The sequence below is a fragment of the Pectobacterium brasiliense genome, assembly GCF_016950255.1.
Taxonomy (GTDB): Bacteria; Pseudomonadota; Gammaproteobacteria; order Enterobacterales; family Enterobacteriaceae; genus Pectobacterium; species Pectobacterium brasiliense.
The window spans coordinates 1,944,903-1,959,679 of record NZ_JACGFN010000001.1 but is presented as its reverse complement, the minus strand read 5'-3'; the positions used below and the strand labels follow the sequence as shown (position 1 = coordinate 1,959,679).

Sequence of the window (14,777 nt, the reverse complement as noted above, 5' to 3'; positions counted from 1 at the left end):
ATATTTATTACTTTTTTATTGTGAATTTTTCAGGAGTTTATCATGCAACAGTTACCTCATTGTCCAAAATGCAGTTCTGAATACACCTGGCAAGAGGGCGAAATGCTTAACTGCCCTGAATGCGGAAATGAGTGGTCCGCAGCAGGCGACGCGGCGGCGCAGGATGACGTTTTAGTGGTAAAAGATGCCAACGGTAATCTGCTGGCGGATGGCGATACGGTAACGGTCATTAAAGACCTGAAAGTCAAAGGCAGCTCAACGCCGCTGAAAATCGGCACCCGCGTGAAGGGCATTCGTCTGGTCGAAGGCGATCACAATATTGATTGTAAAATCGACGGTTTCGGCCCGATGAAGCTGAAGTCCGAGTTTGTGAAGAAAAACTGATTCGGATGTAATAATGCGCGCGTCGGTCTTCTATTTGAGCGGCGCGCGGCATTTTTTCACCTCTGGCTGGTTTTTTCACATCAGACAATCCTTTACCATAGCCTGTATTGATTTCTTACCTGGCTATACGGATATCTGATGCGTCATTTGGCTCGTTTTCTCCCTCTGCTCGTTTTGCTCTCGGCCTGTAGCAGTCAGCCGGCCCCTCCTCCCGCAGAAGCGCCTTCAGGTAATCCTTTTAAAGGTGGCTTCCTGCTTGAACCCGCACACAATGTTCATCCACTAGGTGGTGATTTTGCGACTAACCCGGCTACCGCGCGGTTTGTCGATAAAATGGTGCTGGAGCACGGTTTTAACCGCCAGCAGCTGCATGATGTGCTGGTGCAGGCGAAAAGTCTGGATTGGGTGATCCGTCTGATGGATAAACAAGCCCCGACATCGCGACCACCTTCGGGGCCGAACGGTGCCTGGAACCGTTACCGCAATCAGTTTATTACGCCAGACAACGTGCAGAACGGCGTGGCGTTCTGGAATCAATATCAGGATGCGCTACAGCGCGCTCAGAACATTTACGGCGTCCCGCCTGAGATCATCGTCGGCATTATTGGCGTTGAAACCCGTTGGGGAAGGGTCATGGGGAAAACGCGCATCATTGATGCCCTGGCAACGCTGGCGTTTGATTACCCACGACGTGCCGATTACTTTGCGGGCGAGCTGGAAACCTTCCTGCTGATGGCGCGTAAAGAAGGCAACGATCCGCTCAGTCTGCGTGGCTCTTACGCTGGCGCGATGGGCTATGGGCAGTTTATGCCATCATCCTTCAAGAACTACGCGGTAGATTTCGACGGTAACGGACATACCAACCTGTGGGATCCGGTGGACGCGATTGGCAGCGTAGCCAATTATTTCAAAGCGCACGGGTGGGTGAAAGGCGCGCCTGTGGCGGTGCAGGCAAACGGTCAGGCTCCGCTGCTCCCGAACGGTTTCAATACCCGCTACTCGCTCACGGAACTTCAGGCCGCGGGATTAACGCCACAGCATTCGTTGGCGGGATACAGTGAAGCCAGCCTGCTGCGGCTGGATATCGGTACGGGTTACCAATACTGGTATGGATTGCCGAACTTCTACACCATCACGCGTTACAACCACAGCACGCATTACGCGATGGCCGTATGGCAACTGGGTGAGGCCGTAGGCCGCGTGCGACAGAATCAGAATTACTAAGATATCTGCTGTTTGGTGTTGGTAGCCCTATTCGCTGGGTCTGTCTCTTACCTAATGCAGGGACGTAAGTGGGGTTGGCCGTTATCTGGCGTAAAAAATTATGCTGAGGAGATAGCAGGCTTAGGATGAGCCGCATGGATGCGGCGAAAGCTTGCGCCACGTCGGGAACGTGTCGCAAGCGGTCCTCTAAGCCTGATACCGACGAAGGCACCGCTTTAGCGGCATAATTTCCGCCAAAAGCCGGGGTTCATAGGGGGCTGGCGTAGCCCCCTATGTCGGGCGCGTGCTACGAGGTAGAATGAGAATAGCGGTATTGTGGCGCACGAAACGGTCTCTGAGCCGGCATAAAGATGTGACTCCAAGACTCTTAATCCTCCTTTTGCCTCAAATTTTCCCTGAATCACCCTCAATACAATCCGCATAGACACCAGCAGTGCCCTCATCGGACTATTCCTGCGTAGGGTTCTTCCTACTATGACGTTGCAAACCGAGGCGATGAATGACGACGATGATGGTGGTGTTTCTGCTGGCTGGCGTGGTGAAAGGCGTGATTGGTCTGGGATTGCCGACCATCGCGATGGGCTTGTTAACATTGGTGATGCCCGCGGCCAGCGCGGCGGGGCTCTTGATCGTTCCTTCGCTGGTAACCAACATCTGGCAACTTGCGTGCGGCCCCGCCTTTCTCAGCCTGATTAAACGGTTTTGGACGCTGTTTACCGGGATCATTATTGGGACGTTCTGGAACGGTCTGCCGGCGCTAACCTCATCATCGTCATGGACGAGCGCGGCACTCGGCGGCATTTTAGTGGTTTATGGCCTGTGGGGCATCGTAGCGACGACGTTGCCGCAGCCAGGTCGTCACGAAGTCTGGCTGTCGCCGCTGGTGGGCTACATCACTGGCGCTATCACGGCGGCAACGGGCGTCTTCGTCATTCCCGCCGTGCCTTACCTGCAATGCCTGCGGCTCAATAAAAACGATCTGGTGCAGGCGCTCGGGCTGGCGTTTACCGTCTCCACGTTGGGGTTGGCGCTACAGCTGATGCAGGGGATGGGGCTACAGGGCATCAATCTCTGGCAGTCGATGCTAGCGCTGATTCCCGCGCTGCTGGGCATGATGATAGGGCAACGCCTGCGCCACGCGATTAGCGAAGCGGTTTTCCGGCGCTGCTTCTTCATTGGGCTGATAGCACTGGGCGGATACATGGCCGCACGCGGGCTGCTTTAACCTGCTGTGTTCTCTGTCGTAATAAACGTCACGAAATCCTGAACATAGCCGGGCAGTGCGGAAAACTGGCGGGCGCAGACCACCAGATTACGCGTTGCCCAGTCGTCTGACAGCGGGATCGTACGAACCGCCAGCCGTTCCATCATGCGCTGTGCGGCATGTCGCGGAAGAATACCAATGCCGATACCGCTGTGAATCACCTGCGTGACGGCGTCGAAGCTGGCAAGACGCACGCGATAATTGAGGCGTTTTCCTAGCCTTTTGGCATGTTCGTCGATGTGTTCCTGCAAAGCCGCGCCTTCGCTAAGCCCGATAAATTCGGCGTCGGCAATGGCGGAAAAGGTGAGCTGTTGTGCGTCAGACCAGATGCTGTCACGGGGAACGACAACCACCAGTTCGTCCTGACGAAATGGGCGCGTTTCCAGCCCGTCGAGCGGCACGGAATCGGCCACAATGCCAAGGTCGGCGGTTTGATTGCGAATCGCATCGACGATATCGCGACTGAGTTTTTCGTTCACCGCTACGGATATCTGCGGACAGACCACCAAGTAGCGGCCCAGCAGGGCAGGCAAATATTCATTCAGCGCCGCAGAGTTGCACAGCAGCGGAATATGACCGCGCAGCCCTTTGCTGTACTGGTGTAATTCGCTGCGCATATGGTCTACCTGACGCAGGATAATGTGGGCATGGTGCGCCAGCGAAAATCCTGCGTCGGTGAGCGAGACACCCGCCTTTGAGCGCAGTAGCAGCGCTACGCCAAGCTCATCCTCCATACCCCGGATTCGCTCACTGGCGGCCTGCACGGTCAGGCTGGACGCCGCTGCGCCACCGGTAATGCTGCCTGCTTTCTGAATATTGAGAAACAACCGGAGATCGGTTAAATCGAATCGCATAGGGGAATCTGTCTCGGAGAAGCCGATACCCCTATTATGGTCATGAGTCAGGGCGACGGCAATCGTCCAGCCTGCGACTTACTGAAACTCCACGCGATTTCTGCCTTTTTCCTTGGCCTGATAAAGCGCAGCATCTGCGGCACCATAGAGCGCATCGAAACGGGTTTTCTGTGGGGCCCAACTGACGCCAAAGCTGGCGGTGACGCGCTGTTGCGGCAGTACGCTGAGCGGCATTCTGTTGAGATCCTGATGCAGGCGGCTGGCGAGTGAAACGGCCTGCATGAGCGTGTTCCCTTCCAGCAGGATGGTGAACTCTTCACCGCCGACGCGACCAATACTGCTGGTGGTATTCAGCACGTTCTGCACGCGTGAGACCAGATCGCAGATCACGGCGTCGCCGGTGGGGTGACCATAGGTATCATTCACCTGTTTGAAGTGATCGATATCCAGCACGATAAGCGCGGCCTGGTTGCGCTCCAGCGCGTGGTTGATGCGTTCAATAATCGCGCCGCGGTTATACACGCCGGTCAGCGGATCGTGGCTGGCTTTGTACTCCAGTTCGACGGCTAGCTGATTGAGCTGCGCGTTCAGACGGTTCAGCTCTTTCTCCGCCCGGTCGCTGCGTGAAATCAGGCGGTGCGACTCGCGTACCAGCCGCTGATAGTGATCGGTTAATGCCAGCAGCGTGTCGCGATAGACTTCTGCTGGTCTTTCCTGCTGGTTAGCAATATTGCGCGCGGCGAGCAGAATGTCGTATTCCGGTGTAAACAATTCAATTGTGCTCATGATTATCACTCAAAATGGTGCTGTGAAAGGTCAGGGCAGGGAAATCGATGTGAAGCTCTTCACCAAATTCTTCCGCAATGTCGTCGTCTTTGTCGTAATACCAATACAGTGCAATCGAGAGCGTCTGTTCCGCAGCCTGATTAAGCAGGTTGAATAAACTGAACAGCATCTTGGTGCTGGAACTGTTGAAATAAATAAGAGAAACGTGAATTTCGATGCTCGGCAGTGCTTCATCCGGCGGCATCGTTTCGGCGTAGGCCGTCAACGCGTCCAGATACGCCTGAATCTCGGTGAGTAGCGGGCGATAAAACGCCGCGGCGTTCTCAGGGTAAGATTCGCCGGAAAGATAAAGACGGTGTGTGTCAAAGTGAAAATCAACCGTCGGGGTACAGGATGTCCCCGAAATATGGAGGTTGTTTAGGGTTGTTATATTTTTCATGTTAAATGATTGCCTTCAGATAAAACGTAGATAGCCCCGTTGATGCATCGGCCCGAAACGTAAACTGGAGTGGCTCACTGGCATCCCGCGCGACGGTCAACAGCCCCATATCCGCGCCTTTGCTTGATGACGGGGTTTCATCACGCAGAGAGACTTTGTAGGCGAGTCGGATTTGATCAAGCGTCATGCTGCGCAGCGGTTCAAGACGTCCTCGCAGCGCCTCGACATCGTCGGGGTGTACCGGATTGGCACACAACAGGAAGTATTTCCCATTTTCGTAACCCAGACACACGGAGCCATGACGGACTTCGACGGTGTGATCGCGCGCGGTTAACGGTGCAGCGGAATAGCGGGTAATGTTCTGCACCATTTCGACGAACGTAGAGAACAGTCGGCGACGGATGCCGGCAGGAAGCTGCTTTTTCTCCAGCTGTAGCCGCATGGTTTCGGCCAGTGAACTGATGATGTTTTGTGAAAAATAGCCCACGTAATACAGCGTGATGTCATGCTGGTGTGAGGGCGAAAAAAATTCAGTGTATTTGATGTTTGGCATCATTCTGTCTGCCTGATTAAACAAAAGTCGAACAATGTCGGAAGCCCCAAAATGTTAAATCGTCTCGCCGGGTCTGATCGCCCTGGTAGATCTTGTGTGCCGACAGAAGCTGGTTAGCCAGTTCGCGCATCGGCTGGTGTTGATGGTGCTGGAGGTACTCCTGTAAGCGGCGTTTACCAAACATAATCCGGCGTTCCCCACCGATTTGATCCGTCAAGCCATCCGTGGTGGTGAAAAACATATCGTTATCATGAAGCGGTAATTCATAGCTCGACCACTGGTAGTCATAAGGCGTTTCGGTGTAGCCAATCCCCATACGATCGCACTGGAGTGGTATCAGCTTTCCGGTATCGCGTTGCAGCATGAAGGCGGGCATGCGTGCGCCGGAAAACGTCAGCGTGTTTCGCGTCATATCGCAGAACACCACCATTGCGTCGCAACCGTCGTTAGAGGGTGAAAGCTGACGTGCTTCGTCACGCTGCCCCAGCGTATCTTTGATATGACGGTTGATCGTCTGTAATAGCTGCGCTGGCAACATCGGGCCGTGCTGTGTCAGCGCCTGTTCCAGCGCGGAAGAGAAAATCAGGGTCATGAATGCGCCGGGTACGCCGTGCCCGGTACAGTCTGCGACGGCGGCAAGCCAGCCGTTCTGATAGGTTTTAAAGGCATAGCAGTCGCCGCCGACACAGTCTCTTGGTTCCCAGGCTAGACACCAGTCGGCAAGCGTGCGGGACATCGCCTGCGTTGACGTTGTCAGCATCGCTGTCTGAATCACGCTGGCATATTCGATGCTCTGCATAATCTGCTGATGCTGGCGCAGGTGCATATCGGAGACGGCCTTGATCAGATCGATGCCTAATCCGATACCGATATAACGCCCGTTCTCGGTGATCATAAAGCCGTCCGTCAGCGATTTATCACCGGTAATCACCGTTTGATCGGCGACGTCGTTCAACGACGCCAGCGCATCGACAATCAGCGGATTTTTATCCATAAACGCGATGCAGCTCTTTTTGTCGTACAGCTCGCGATAAAAAGGCCGGGCCATCTGCGAGAGAAAAATATGGCGGTTGATGAGGCCGAAAGGGCGTCCATCCTCCACGACAGGCAGGCTGACCCATTCTTTATTCTTACTGAACAACTGCAATACGGTGGCATTGTCGGTGTCAGGAGAAACATCCGGCAGAGGAATACAAAGATCTCGCGCCACCGGTGTACCCCGGAGGAGTAGTCGGGCGCAAGGAACGGGCATGGCGATCATGGTTAATCTTTGGGCGGATTTATCTTTAAGTCAAAATACCTGCCCTTGATGACCAAATGATGACAATGCCCGTTTTCGGTAAGGCTATTGCGCGTCCAGTACGTTAGCCATGATCTGATTTTGCCAGTCGAAATACGGATTAAAGGTCAGGCGTACATGGGTTTTGCCATTTTCCACGTATCCCCAGTCGGAATACCACAGCGTACTGCGATCCTGACAGGTTTTCAGGTCATTCAGGGGTTGGCCGTTGGCGCAGATGACGATTGCTCCGGTTTTACCGTATTCCTTATTGTCTGGTGAGAACAGCAGCGACATGTGCGAGAACTGGCTGATGCGCCAGTCGGGCAGCGAGCCTGTCCGCACCAACACGCGTGAGGAATGGATACCAGCAGGGCGATCGCCATACCAGATCAGACGGCTGCGCGGGTGGGTAAACTGTTTATCGAACGTGTCGACAAGGTAAGTCGTATCGACGACGGAATCATGTTCCGCCAGCACGATTAATACCGGTTTGTCATAAGGCTTTTTGGCAAGCTCTGAACGCACACCGCTGCTGGAATAATAATATTGGGCGAAACCGTTGGTCGGCACGCGCATATAGCGGGTTGCTAACTGTTGTGGATAGCCAGGGCGCGGCGGCATCAGCCAGTCGGTAAACACGGACAGCACCGGTGCCATGAAGGCGTATTTTTCGTTGGACTTAATTGCGGGGGAGAACAGCACCAGCCCTTTGATTTCAGGGTGCTGCAAGGCGTATTCCAGTACCAGATTGCCGCCGGTGGAAAAGCCGCCTAGATAAACCTCATCGACCTCTTTGCTGAGGATGGCCGCCTGCTCGGCGACCACGTTGCGCCAGTCATCTACGGTAACGTGCAACAGATCGGAGGGGCGGGTGCCATGACCCGGTAGCAATACGGTTCTGACCAGAAAGCCTTGTTCGACCAATTTTGGGGTGATGTCAGTGAATGAACCGGGGGAATCGCCCAATCCGTGCACTAATAAGATGGCTTTCTGCGGCTGGCCGAGGGGGCGGGTTTCACTGGGCGTATTCCAACGTAATTCCAGCTGTTTATCCGTGGTTTGAAAGGCACGTCGTTCAGCGACCCAGCGCGTGGTGTCTTGCTGGTAACGCTCGAATGACGTTTGCCCTAATGGTGCGATGTCGCGCGGACTGCTGTTGCATCCCACCATGAAAAGTACGCCGATGAGGGCGAACAGGCCTGCCATCACCCGCTTCCAGACTCCCCACGAACCGAACCGGAATACGCTTATTGTCATTTATGCTCCTTGCCTTTTGGCAATATCAACCCAATCGCTAACGGGATAATGGCGTTTCGACAACACTATATCTGAAATCATTTAGCATGCAGATTGCTCAACGTGCGGCGTTGTATGGCTTCATGTTATACTTCAGACAACTCTGGCGTTTTTTCTGTCTTTTGGTCAGGCCAATATTGCGGTGGCCAATGTTGAATAAAGGGATGGCGGTATGCGTTTATATCAGCAGATTGGCGACAATCTTCGCGCGGAAATTCTGAAGGGAAACTATCAGATTGGCGACCGCTTGCCTCCCGAGCGTGATATTGCTGAAACCTACAACGTCAGCCGCAGCGTGGTGCGTGAAGCCCTGATCATGCTGGAGCTGGAAAAGCTGATTGAGGTGCGTAAAGGCTCTGGTGTTTATGTCATGCAACTGCCAAGCGCGCAGGGAAAAGACAGCGTGGTGGACAGCGGCTATGGCCCCTTCGAGCTTATGCAGGCGCGTCAGTTGTTGGAAGGTGAAGTTGCGGCGTTTGCCGCGATGCAGGCGACTAAGAGTGACATCCTAAAAATGCGGCAGGCCATTGAACAAGAACGGGCATCGCTTGAGAACGGCAGCGTGGATGAAAGCGCCGATGAGCAATTCCATTGCCTGCTGGCGCAGTCTACCCAAAACAGCGTCTTAGCCAATATGGTGTATGAGGTGTGGCAGGCGCGTAAACGCAGCCCAATGTGGCAGGGCATTCACTCCCATACCGACGATTTCAGCTATCAGCGCCAGTGGCTGGACGATCATGAACAAATCCTGCGTGCCGTGTCTCGGCGCGATGTGAACATGGCGCGTCAGGCAATGTGGCAGCATCTGGAAAACGTAAAAATTAAACTGCTGGAAATCTCGAACGTGGACGATCCGGCCTTCGACGGCTACCTGTTCGAGTCTGTTCCTTCCCGTCTGGAATCCTGATTCTCCCTTTATACCCGTCATACTTCAAGTTGCATGTGCGTTGGCTGCGTTCACCCACCCGAATCACTTACCTAAGTAAGCTCATCGGGATGTCTTCTCTTGCCGCCTTCCTGAAACTCGAATTATTTAGGGTATATGTCCCTGTGTGAATTTCTCTCTGGCATCGCATTGGTGTACGGAGAGAAAAGATATCAGACCAAATAACCCATTCCTGACTCTCTTCCTTATGATTACAGCCAGAATACGCATGATGTTAGTCCAAAATGCGAATTTTTTGTGTAATTGGTCAATCAATTCGTGAGTTTCGTTTGACAGCCTGTCCCGGTGAGGTAGGCTTTTCCTATTCTCGACGACAATTAACAAGCTCGACGAAAACTCACTATCTTGACGAAAATAAAAGGGTAACTCGGTATGGAACAAACCTGGCGTTGGTACGGCCCGAACGATCCTGTCTCACTGGATGATGTTCGGCAAGCCGGAGCGACCGGCGTGGTGACGGCATTGCACCACATCCCCAATGGCGAAATCTGGTCAGTTGAAGAGATTGAAAAGCGCAAAGCCGAATTGAAGGCGAAAGGGCTGGTATGGTCGGTGGTGGAAAGCGTACCGGTTCATGAAGAGATCAAAACCCAGACGGGGAACTATAAGCAGCATATTGCCAATTACCAGCAATCGCTGCGTAACCTGGCGCAGTGCGGCATTGATACGGTGTGTTATAACTTCATGCCCGTACTGGACTGGACGCGAACCGATCTGGAATATGTATTGCCGGATGGCGCAAAGGCGCTGCGTTTCGATCATATTGCCTTTGCCGCCTTTGAACTGCATATCCTTAAGCGTCACGGTGCTGAAAAAGATTACACGGTGGATGAACAGGCACAGGCTGCCGACTACTTTCGTGCGATGAGCGAAGAAGATATCGCACGCCTGACAGGCAACATTATCGCCGGGCTGCCGGGATCCGAAGAGGGCTATACGCTGGAGCAATTCCGTGGCCGTCTGGCGGAATATGATGGTATCGACCATGCGAAACTGCGCGAGCACCTTGGGTATTTCCTCCGTGAGATTGTGCCTGTTGCGGAAACCGTTGGCCTCCGCCTTGCCATTCATCCGGACGATCCACCGCGTCCGATTCTTGGGCTACCGCGCGTGATGTCGACGATTGACGACATGCGCTGGCTGAAACAGACGGTCGATAGCCTGCATAACGGCTTTACCTTCTGCACAGGATCGTACGGCGTACGTGCCGATAACGATTTGGTGACGATGCTGGAAACGTTCGGCGATCGCGTGCATTTCACCCATCTGCGTGCCACCTGCCGGGAAGATAATCCCAACTCGTTCCATGAAGGAGCACATTTGCAGGGGGATGTGGATATGGTGGCGATTATCAATGCCATTCTGGCGGAAGAATTGCGGCGTCAGAAGGCGGGCGATCGCCGTCCGATCCCGATGCGGCCAGATCACGGGCATCAGATGCTGGACGATCTGAAAAAGAAAACTAACCCCGGCTACTCGGCAATTGGGCGGTTGAAAGGTCTGGCGGAACTGCGTGGTGTCGAGCTGGCGTTGAAACGCACGCTGTTTACCGAATTGCAGCAAGGGTGATGAAATGAAACAGACCGTGCTTAGTTGCACGGTCTGTAGATGACTGATGCGTCAGGACCCCAGAGGGGGTATTAATTTATATGTGAATTCTGCCAGCAGAATTACAGAGCTTTAACGTTTGAACGGCTGACTTTGCAGTTCTTGGTATCCCACTGCTCGTCATGTTTTGTTGGTGTGCCTTTGCCTTTTTCTACACCAGTAAACTCTTCACAGATTTTAGGTTTACCTGCTTTGTAGTTTTTAATACGCAAATCGCGGATTTCAGCGACATCACCAAAGTTACGGTTTACGCCAGCGATGCTGTCGATGGTGCCGTTAACAGTTGCGCTGATGATGGTGAGGTTACGTGGGCCACCGTTGTTGGTGCAGTCACCGCAAGAGCGCCACAGTTTGCCGTGTTGGCCAGTCAGGGTGAAGTTGCCCTGTACGATAGTGTGACTGTTCTTGGAGTTCTGTTGCAGCACTTTGTCCGGCTTGCCACCAGGGCCATTGGTGGTGTTATGGGCAACACCGCCGACGATGGTCATGGTTTTACCCAGGTTGGTTGCTGCATCTTCACAAACGTCTTCCCAGATCACGTTTTCAATACGGCAGTTGCCTGACTTACAGTGGATACCGTCAGAACCGCCTTTTTCAGAGATGCGCAAGTTCTTAATGGTGGCATTTTCCAGCGTGATAACCGGAGGCTGTTTATCACTGTCGCCTTTACAGCTCAGGCCCAGAGTAATACCGCCACAGTCGACGGTTTTATCTTTAATTACCGCTCCCGCTTTACATTCTGGGCTGGCTGCCTTAAGCGGCGCTGCACGCAATGGCGCTGGTGCCGTTGAGGCCGCATTCGATTTCAGAACGCTATTATTACCGCTAACGGTATCCACCCAATACCAATAGTCTGACTGTGGATTGGCGGTTAAATCGGTAAAGGTTCTGTCTGTGGAATTGAGCTCTGCAATTTTTTCGCTGCCTGCCTGAGCACTACTGGTGCTGCGATACACATCCTGGCGAACCACATTGCCAGCATCGGTAGACCAGCTTAAATAAGTGGCGTTGTCTTTTTTCAGCAGCATCAACATGGTGTCATCAGCTTGAGCCTGAAAAGAAATAGCAGCGGTGCATAAAAATATCGGTGTTAAATACTTAAACATGTGTTTTTCCTTGTAAATTAAACGGATATTTTTTCTCTTTATTTATTCCAAATAAAGAGGGAGTCCTTGCGCATCGAAAAGGATTATATAGCAGGGAATATGAAATGAATAATAATTCGAAGAAATTGTTGAGATTAATCAGGTTATTTAATTTAGCCTGTTATTATTTTATTTTTAATTTTATTTCTCGTTTATTATATTCTGTTTAATTATTTCTTTGGGATTAATAAATACTCGGAAGGTTCTTATTAAAAAAAATAAGAAAAGTGAAGGGTGTAGCGAGGTGAAAATCTTATCACTCGCCTACGGCTGTGCGTGATGGGATTCGGTTTGTTTCCACGTTTCGTTGATGTGCCATTTACTTTTCTGATGATAATTTAATCATGCATAAAACTGGATGCTTCTATTAATAAACATTGGCAAATTTTTATGTAAACGGAATTTTATTATTCTACATATTCATATGCGACAGTTTTTAGTTTCTATAAAGACGTTTCATTTTTCTTAATTAATAAAAATGAATGCGCCATTCTTTTTTAGTCACAAGAAATTGCGGATATCTATAAGGGAAGGTTTGACATGGAATATCAATCAGGCAAGCGGGTTTTATCACTATCATTAGGGCTTATCGGGCTGTTCAGCGCATCAGCATTTGCTTCTGACTCACGAACGGTGAGTGAGCCGAAAGTACCGTCTTCCTGTACGGTGCTTAAAGCGGACAGCAGCACGGCCACCAGCACTATTCAAAAAGCGTTGAATAATTGTGGGCAAGGAAAAGCGGTAAGGCTGAGTACAGGAAGTTCGTCTGTCTTTCTGAGCGGCCCGCTTTCCCTGCCTTCGGGTGTCAGCTTATTAATCGACAAAGGGGTGACGCTGCGGGCAGTGAATAACGCCAAGTCTTTTGAGAATGCCCCGTCATCCTGTGGCGTGGTTGATAAAAACGGCAAAGGTTGTGATGCGTTCATTACCGCCACGAGCACGACGAATAGCGGAATCTATGGGCCGGGCACGATTGACGGGCAAGGTGGCGTGAAGCTTCAGGATAAAAAGGTGAGCTGGTGGGATCTGGCTGCCGATGCCAAAGTGAAAAAGCTAAAACAGAATACCCCCCGGCTGATTCAGATTAATAAGAGCAAGAATTTCACGCTGTATAACGTTTCCCTCATTAACTCTCCGAACTTCCACGTCGTGTTCAGCGATGGTGATGGTTTCACCGCCTGGAAAACGACGATCAAAACCCCGTCCACCGCCAGAAACACCGACGGGATCGATCCGATGTCATCAAAAAACATCACCATTGCCCACAGCAGTATTTCGACGGGCGACGATAACGTGGCGATCAAAGCCTATAAAGGCCGTGCCGAGACGCGCAATATTTCCATTTTGCATAACGAGTTCGGAACGGGACACGGCATGTCGATCGGCAGTGAAACGATGGGCGTTTACAATGTGACCGTTGATGATCTGAACATGAATGGCACTACAAATGGTTTACGCATTAAGAGTGACAAATCGGCTGCCGGGGTGGTCAATGGCGTTCGGTATAGTAATGTGGTCATGAAGAATGTGGCGAAACCGATTGTGATTGATACGGTGTATGAGAAAAAAGAGGGAAGTAATGTGCCTGACTGGAGCGACATTACGTTTAAAGATATTACGTCCCAAACCAAAGGCGTAGTCGTGCTGAACGGCGAGAACGCGAAAAAGCCGATCGAAGTGACGATGAAGAACGTCAAACTGACCAGCGACAGCACATGGCAGATTAAGAACGTCACCGTTAAGAAGTAACGCGATTAAAAAATCGTTCTGTCATAGCAGCGCCGCGCGGGAAACCGTGCGGCGCGTATAACAAGAGCGGATTTAACGCTCACGCAGCGCTTCATTGACCTTATTCAGCGGTTTAATCAGATAGTCCATCACGCTTTTTTGACCGGTTTTTATCTCCACGCTGGCGACCATGCCGGGCACGATGGGGAATTTTTCCCCGGCATTGTTGGTCAGCTCCGCCTGCGTGGTGCGCACATAGACTCGATAATAAAACTGATCGCGCCTGACTTCGTCCTGAAGGGTATCCGGCGACACGCTTTCGACTTCGCCCGTTAAATTGCCGTAGATAGAAGCATCATAGGCGGTGATTTTTACCGTGGCGGGCAAACCCGGCCGGATATAAGCAATATCGCGCGGGTTGATGCGGGTTTCGATCAGCAACTGATCTTCCAGCGGTACAATTTCCATCAGCTTGCCGCCCGGTTGCAGCACGCCGCCCACGGTCGTTACCTGAATGTCTTTCACAATTCCGCGTACCGGTGACGTGATGGTGGCGCGTTTGAGCTGGTCGGCTTTTCCGCTGACCACTTCCATCTGGGCTTCCAGATCGGCGTTGTTTTTGACCTGTTCTTCCCGCGCCCGTACGGCATATTGGTTATTAGCTTCGTCGATTTTGCCGCGAATTTCGCTAATTTGACGGCGTAACCGAATCACCTCGACGGCGCTGGCGGCACCGCGCTGCACCAGCGGCTCCGTCATCCGCAGCTCTTGTTCCACCAGCCGCATAGACTGTTGCAGATTGGCGACCGTTTCATCGCGATTGCGCAAGCGTGATTCATAAAGCTGACGTTCACGTGCGGCCAGCGCTGGCTCTTTCAGGGTTTCTTCGCTGAAGGTTAGCGGCGCGCCGCTGAGCTCGGCATGCAGGCGTTCGGCGGAGGCGCGCAGCGTCTGCACGCGGGAGAAGGCTTCGCCGTAGACGGACTGGAAGCGGTTGATGTCCAGCTGTGCCAGCACCTGACCCTTCTCGACGACGTTACCCTGCTGCACATAGATCTGCCCGATAATCCCGCCATCCAGGCTTTCAATCACCTGTGCGCGGGTCGACGGCGTGACTTTGCCGCTCCCGACGGAAACCTCATCCAGCACGGCGAAGGTGGCCCAGATAAAAAATGCGATCAGCCCCAGCAGGCTGAGCCAGATAATGGCGGAGACGCGTCGCCCCTGGCGTTTCAGGTCATCATGGATGGTGATGCTACTCATTGTCT

General features: G+C 52.5%; 14 protein-coding genes. 6 read left to right on the top strand and 8 right to left on the bottom strand.

What is annotated here, in order from left to right:
- Positions 1-42 precede the first annotated feature (42 nt).
- From H4F65_RS08735 to H4F65_RS08725, 3 genes are all read left to right on the top strand, one after another.
- Positions 43-384 carry a zinc ribbon domain-containing protein YjdM gene (locus H4F65_RS08735; protein ID WP_010285776.1) on the top strand — a complete coding sequence of 114 codons (342 nt, stop codon included), beginning with the start codon at positions 43-45 and terminating at the stop codon, positions 382-384.
- Positions 385-522: 138 nt separating this feature from the next.
- Positions 523-1,608, top strand: a complete 1,086-nt coding sequence (mltB, locus tag H4F65_RS08730; RefSeq protein ID WP_010285778.1) for a lytic murein transglycosylase B — start codon at positions 523-525, stop codon at positions 1,606-1,608.
- 499 nt (positions 1,609-2,107) lie between these two features.
- On the top strand, positions 2,108-2,833 hold the full coding sequence (locus tag H4F65_RS08725) for a sulfite exporter TauE/SafE family protein (RefSeq protein WP_199559770.1): 726 nt from the start codon (positions 2,108-2,110) through the stop codon (positions 2,831-2,833).
- Here the strand turns inward: H4F65_RS08725 and H4F65_RS08720 are convergent.
- The 6 genes from H4F65_RS08720 to H4F65_RS08695 form a co-directional block, all read right to left on the bottom strand.
- Positions 2,830-3,726, bottom strand: a complete 897-nt coding sequence (locus tag H4F65_RS08720) for a LysR family transcriptional regulator (protein ID WP_010285780.1) — start codon at positions 3,724-3,726, stop codon at positions 2,830-2,832. The two genes, H4F65_RS08725 and H4F65_RS08720, sit on opposite strands and share 4 nt — an antisense overlap.
- A gap of 78 nt (positions 3,727-3,804) precedes the next feature.
- A complete protein-coding gene (locus tag H4F65_RS08715; protein ID WP_010285781.1) occupies positions 3,805-4,512 on the bottom strand; it encodes a GGDEF domain-containing protein in 708 nt (235 codons plus the stop codon).
- Complete coding sequence (locus H4F65_RS08710) at positions 4,499-4,951, bottom strand: DUF1987 domain-containing protein (protein ID WP_010285782.1); 453 nt, start codon at positions 4,949-4,951, stop codon at positions 4,499-4,501. The genes H4F65_RS08715 and H4F65_RS08710 overlap by 14 nt, the downstream gene beginning before the upstream one ends.
- A 1-nt stretch (position 4,952) precedes the next feature.
- The gene (locus tag H4F65_RS08705; protein ID WP_010285785.1) at positions 4,953-5,507 is read right to left on the bottom strand and encodes a SiaB family protein kinase; all 555 of its coding nucleotides are present in this window, start codon (positions 5,505-5,507) and stop codon (positions 4,953-4,955) included.
- A 13-nt stretch (positions 5,508-5,520) separates the two neighbouring features.
- Positions 5,521-6,765, bottom strand: a complete 1,245-nt coding sequence (locus H4F65_RS08700) for a SpoIIE family protein phosphatase (RefSeq protein ID WP_039319341.1) — start codon at positions 6,763-6,765, stop codon at positions 5,521-5,523.
- Positions 6,766-6,849: 84 nt separating this feature from the next.
- Positions 6,850-8,043 carry an alpha/beta hydrolase gene (locus H4F65_RS08695; protein WP_039319338.1) on the bottom strand — a complete coding sequence of 398 codons (1,194 nt, stop codon included), beginning with the start codon at positions 8,041-8,043 and terminating at the stop codon, positions 6,850-6,852.
- Positions 8,044-8,254: 211 nt separating this feature from the next.
- Here H4F65_RS08695 and H4F65_RS08690 point away from each other — a divergent pair, with 211 nt between their 5' ends.
- Positions 8,255-8,989, top strand: coding sequence for an FCD domain-containing protein (locus H4F65_RS08690; RefSeq protein WP_010281749.1), 735 nt, complete (start codon positions 8,255-8,257; stop codon positions 8,987-8,989).
- Between the two features lie 411 nt (positions 8,990-9,400).
- Positions 9,401-10,597 carry a mannonate dehydratase gene (gene uxuA, locus H4F65_RS08685; protein WP_010281752.1) on the top strand — a complete coding sequence of 399 codons (1,197 nt, stop codon included), beginning with the start codon at positions 9,401-9,403 and terminating at the stop codon, positions 10,595-10,597.
- Positions 10,598-10,698: 101 nt separating this feature from the next.
- Here the strand turns inward: uxuA and pelI are convergent, their stop codons facing one another.
- Positions 10,699-11,742, bottom strand: coding sequence for a pectate lyase PelI (gene pelI, locus H4F65_RS08680; RefSeq protein ID WP_010281754.1), 1,044 nt, complete (start codon positions 11,740-11,742; stop codon positions 10,699-10,701).
- A gap of 579 nt (positions 11,743-12,321) precedes the next feature.
- On the opposite strand from pelI, the gene H4F65_RS08675 reads away from it, so the two are divergent.
- The gene (locus H4F65_RS08675) at positions 12,322-13,530 is read left to right on the top strand and encodes a glycoside hydrolase family 28 protein (RefSeq protein ID WP_010281756.1); all 1,209 of its coding nucleotides are present in this window, start codon (positions 12,322-12,324) and stop codon (positions 13,528-13,530) included.
- A gap of 72 nt (positions 13,531-13,602) precedes the next feature.
- On the opposite strand, the gene H4F65_RS08670 is transcribed toward H4F65_RS08675, so the two are convergent.
- On the bottom strand, positions 13,603-14,772 hold the full coding sequence (locus H4F65_RS08670) for an HlyD family type I secretion periplasmic adaptor subunit (RefSeq protein ID WP_010281758.1): 1,170 nt from the start codon (positions 14,770-14,772) through the stop codon (positions 13,603-13,605).
- Positions 14,773-14,777 lie beyond the last annotated feature (5 nt).

Bases quoted from the DNA above. Each gene is read 5' to 3' on its own strand.
- H4F65_RS08725 (WP_199559770.1), top strand. From the start codon at position 2,108: ATGACGACGATGATGGTGGTGTTTCTGCTGGCTGGCGTGGTGAAAGGC.
- H4F65_RS08705 (WP_010285785.1), bottom strand. From the start codon at position 5,507: ATGATGCCAAACATCAAATACACTGAATTTTTTTCGCCCTCACACCAG.
- mltB (WP_010285778.1), top strand. From the start codon at position 523: ATGCGTCATTTGGCTCGTTTTCTCCCTCTGCTCGTTTTGCTCTCGGCC.
- H4F65_RS08700 (WP_039319341.1), bottom strand. From the start codon at position 6,765: ATGATCGCCATGCCCGTTCCTTGCGCCCGACTACTCCTCCGGGGTACA.
- H4F65_RS08715 (WP_010285781.1), bottom strand. From the start codon at position 4,512: ATGAGCACAATTGAATTGTTTACACCGGAATACGACATTCTGCTCGCC.
- H4F65_RS08675 (WP_010281756.1), top strand. From the start codon at position 12,322: ATGGAATATCAATCAGGCAAGCGGGTTTTATCACTATCATTAGGGCTT.
- H4F65_RS08735 (WP_010285776.1), top strand. From the start codon at position 43: ATGCAACAGTTACCTCATTGTCCAAAATGCAGTTCTGAATACACCTGG.
- H4F65_RS08720 (WP_010285780.1), bottom strand. From the start codon at position 3,726: ATGCGATTCGATTTAACCGATCTCCGGTTGTTTCTCAATATTCAGAAA.
- pelI (WP_010281754.1), bottom strand. From the start codon at position 11,742: ATGTTTAAGTATTTAACACCGATATTTTTATGCACCGCTGCTATTTCT.
- H4F65_RS08670 (WP_010281758.1), bottom strand. From the start codon at position 14,772: ATGAGTAGCATCACCATCCATGATGACCTGAAACGCCAGGGGCGACGC.
- H4F65_RS08695 (WP_039319338.1), bottom strand. From the start codon at position 8,043: ATGACAATAAGCGTATTCCGGTTCGGTTCGTGGGGAGTCTGGAAGCGG.
- H4F65_RS08690 (WP_010281749.1), top strand. From the start codon at position 8,255: ATGCGTTTATATCAGCAGATTGGCGACAATCTTCGCGCGGAAATTCTG.
- uxuA (WP_010281752.1), top strand. From the start codon at position 9,401: ATGGAACAAACCTGGCGTTGGTACGGCCCGAACGATCCTGTCTCACTG.
- H4F65_RS08710 (WP_010285782.1), bottom strand. From the start codon at position 4,951: ATGAAAAATATAACAACCCTAAACAACCTCCATATTTCGGGGACATCC.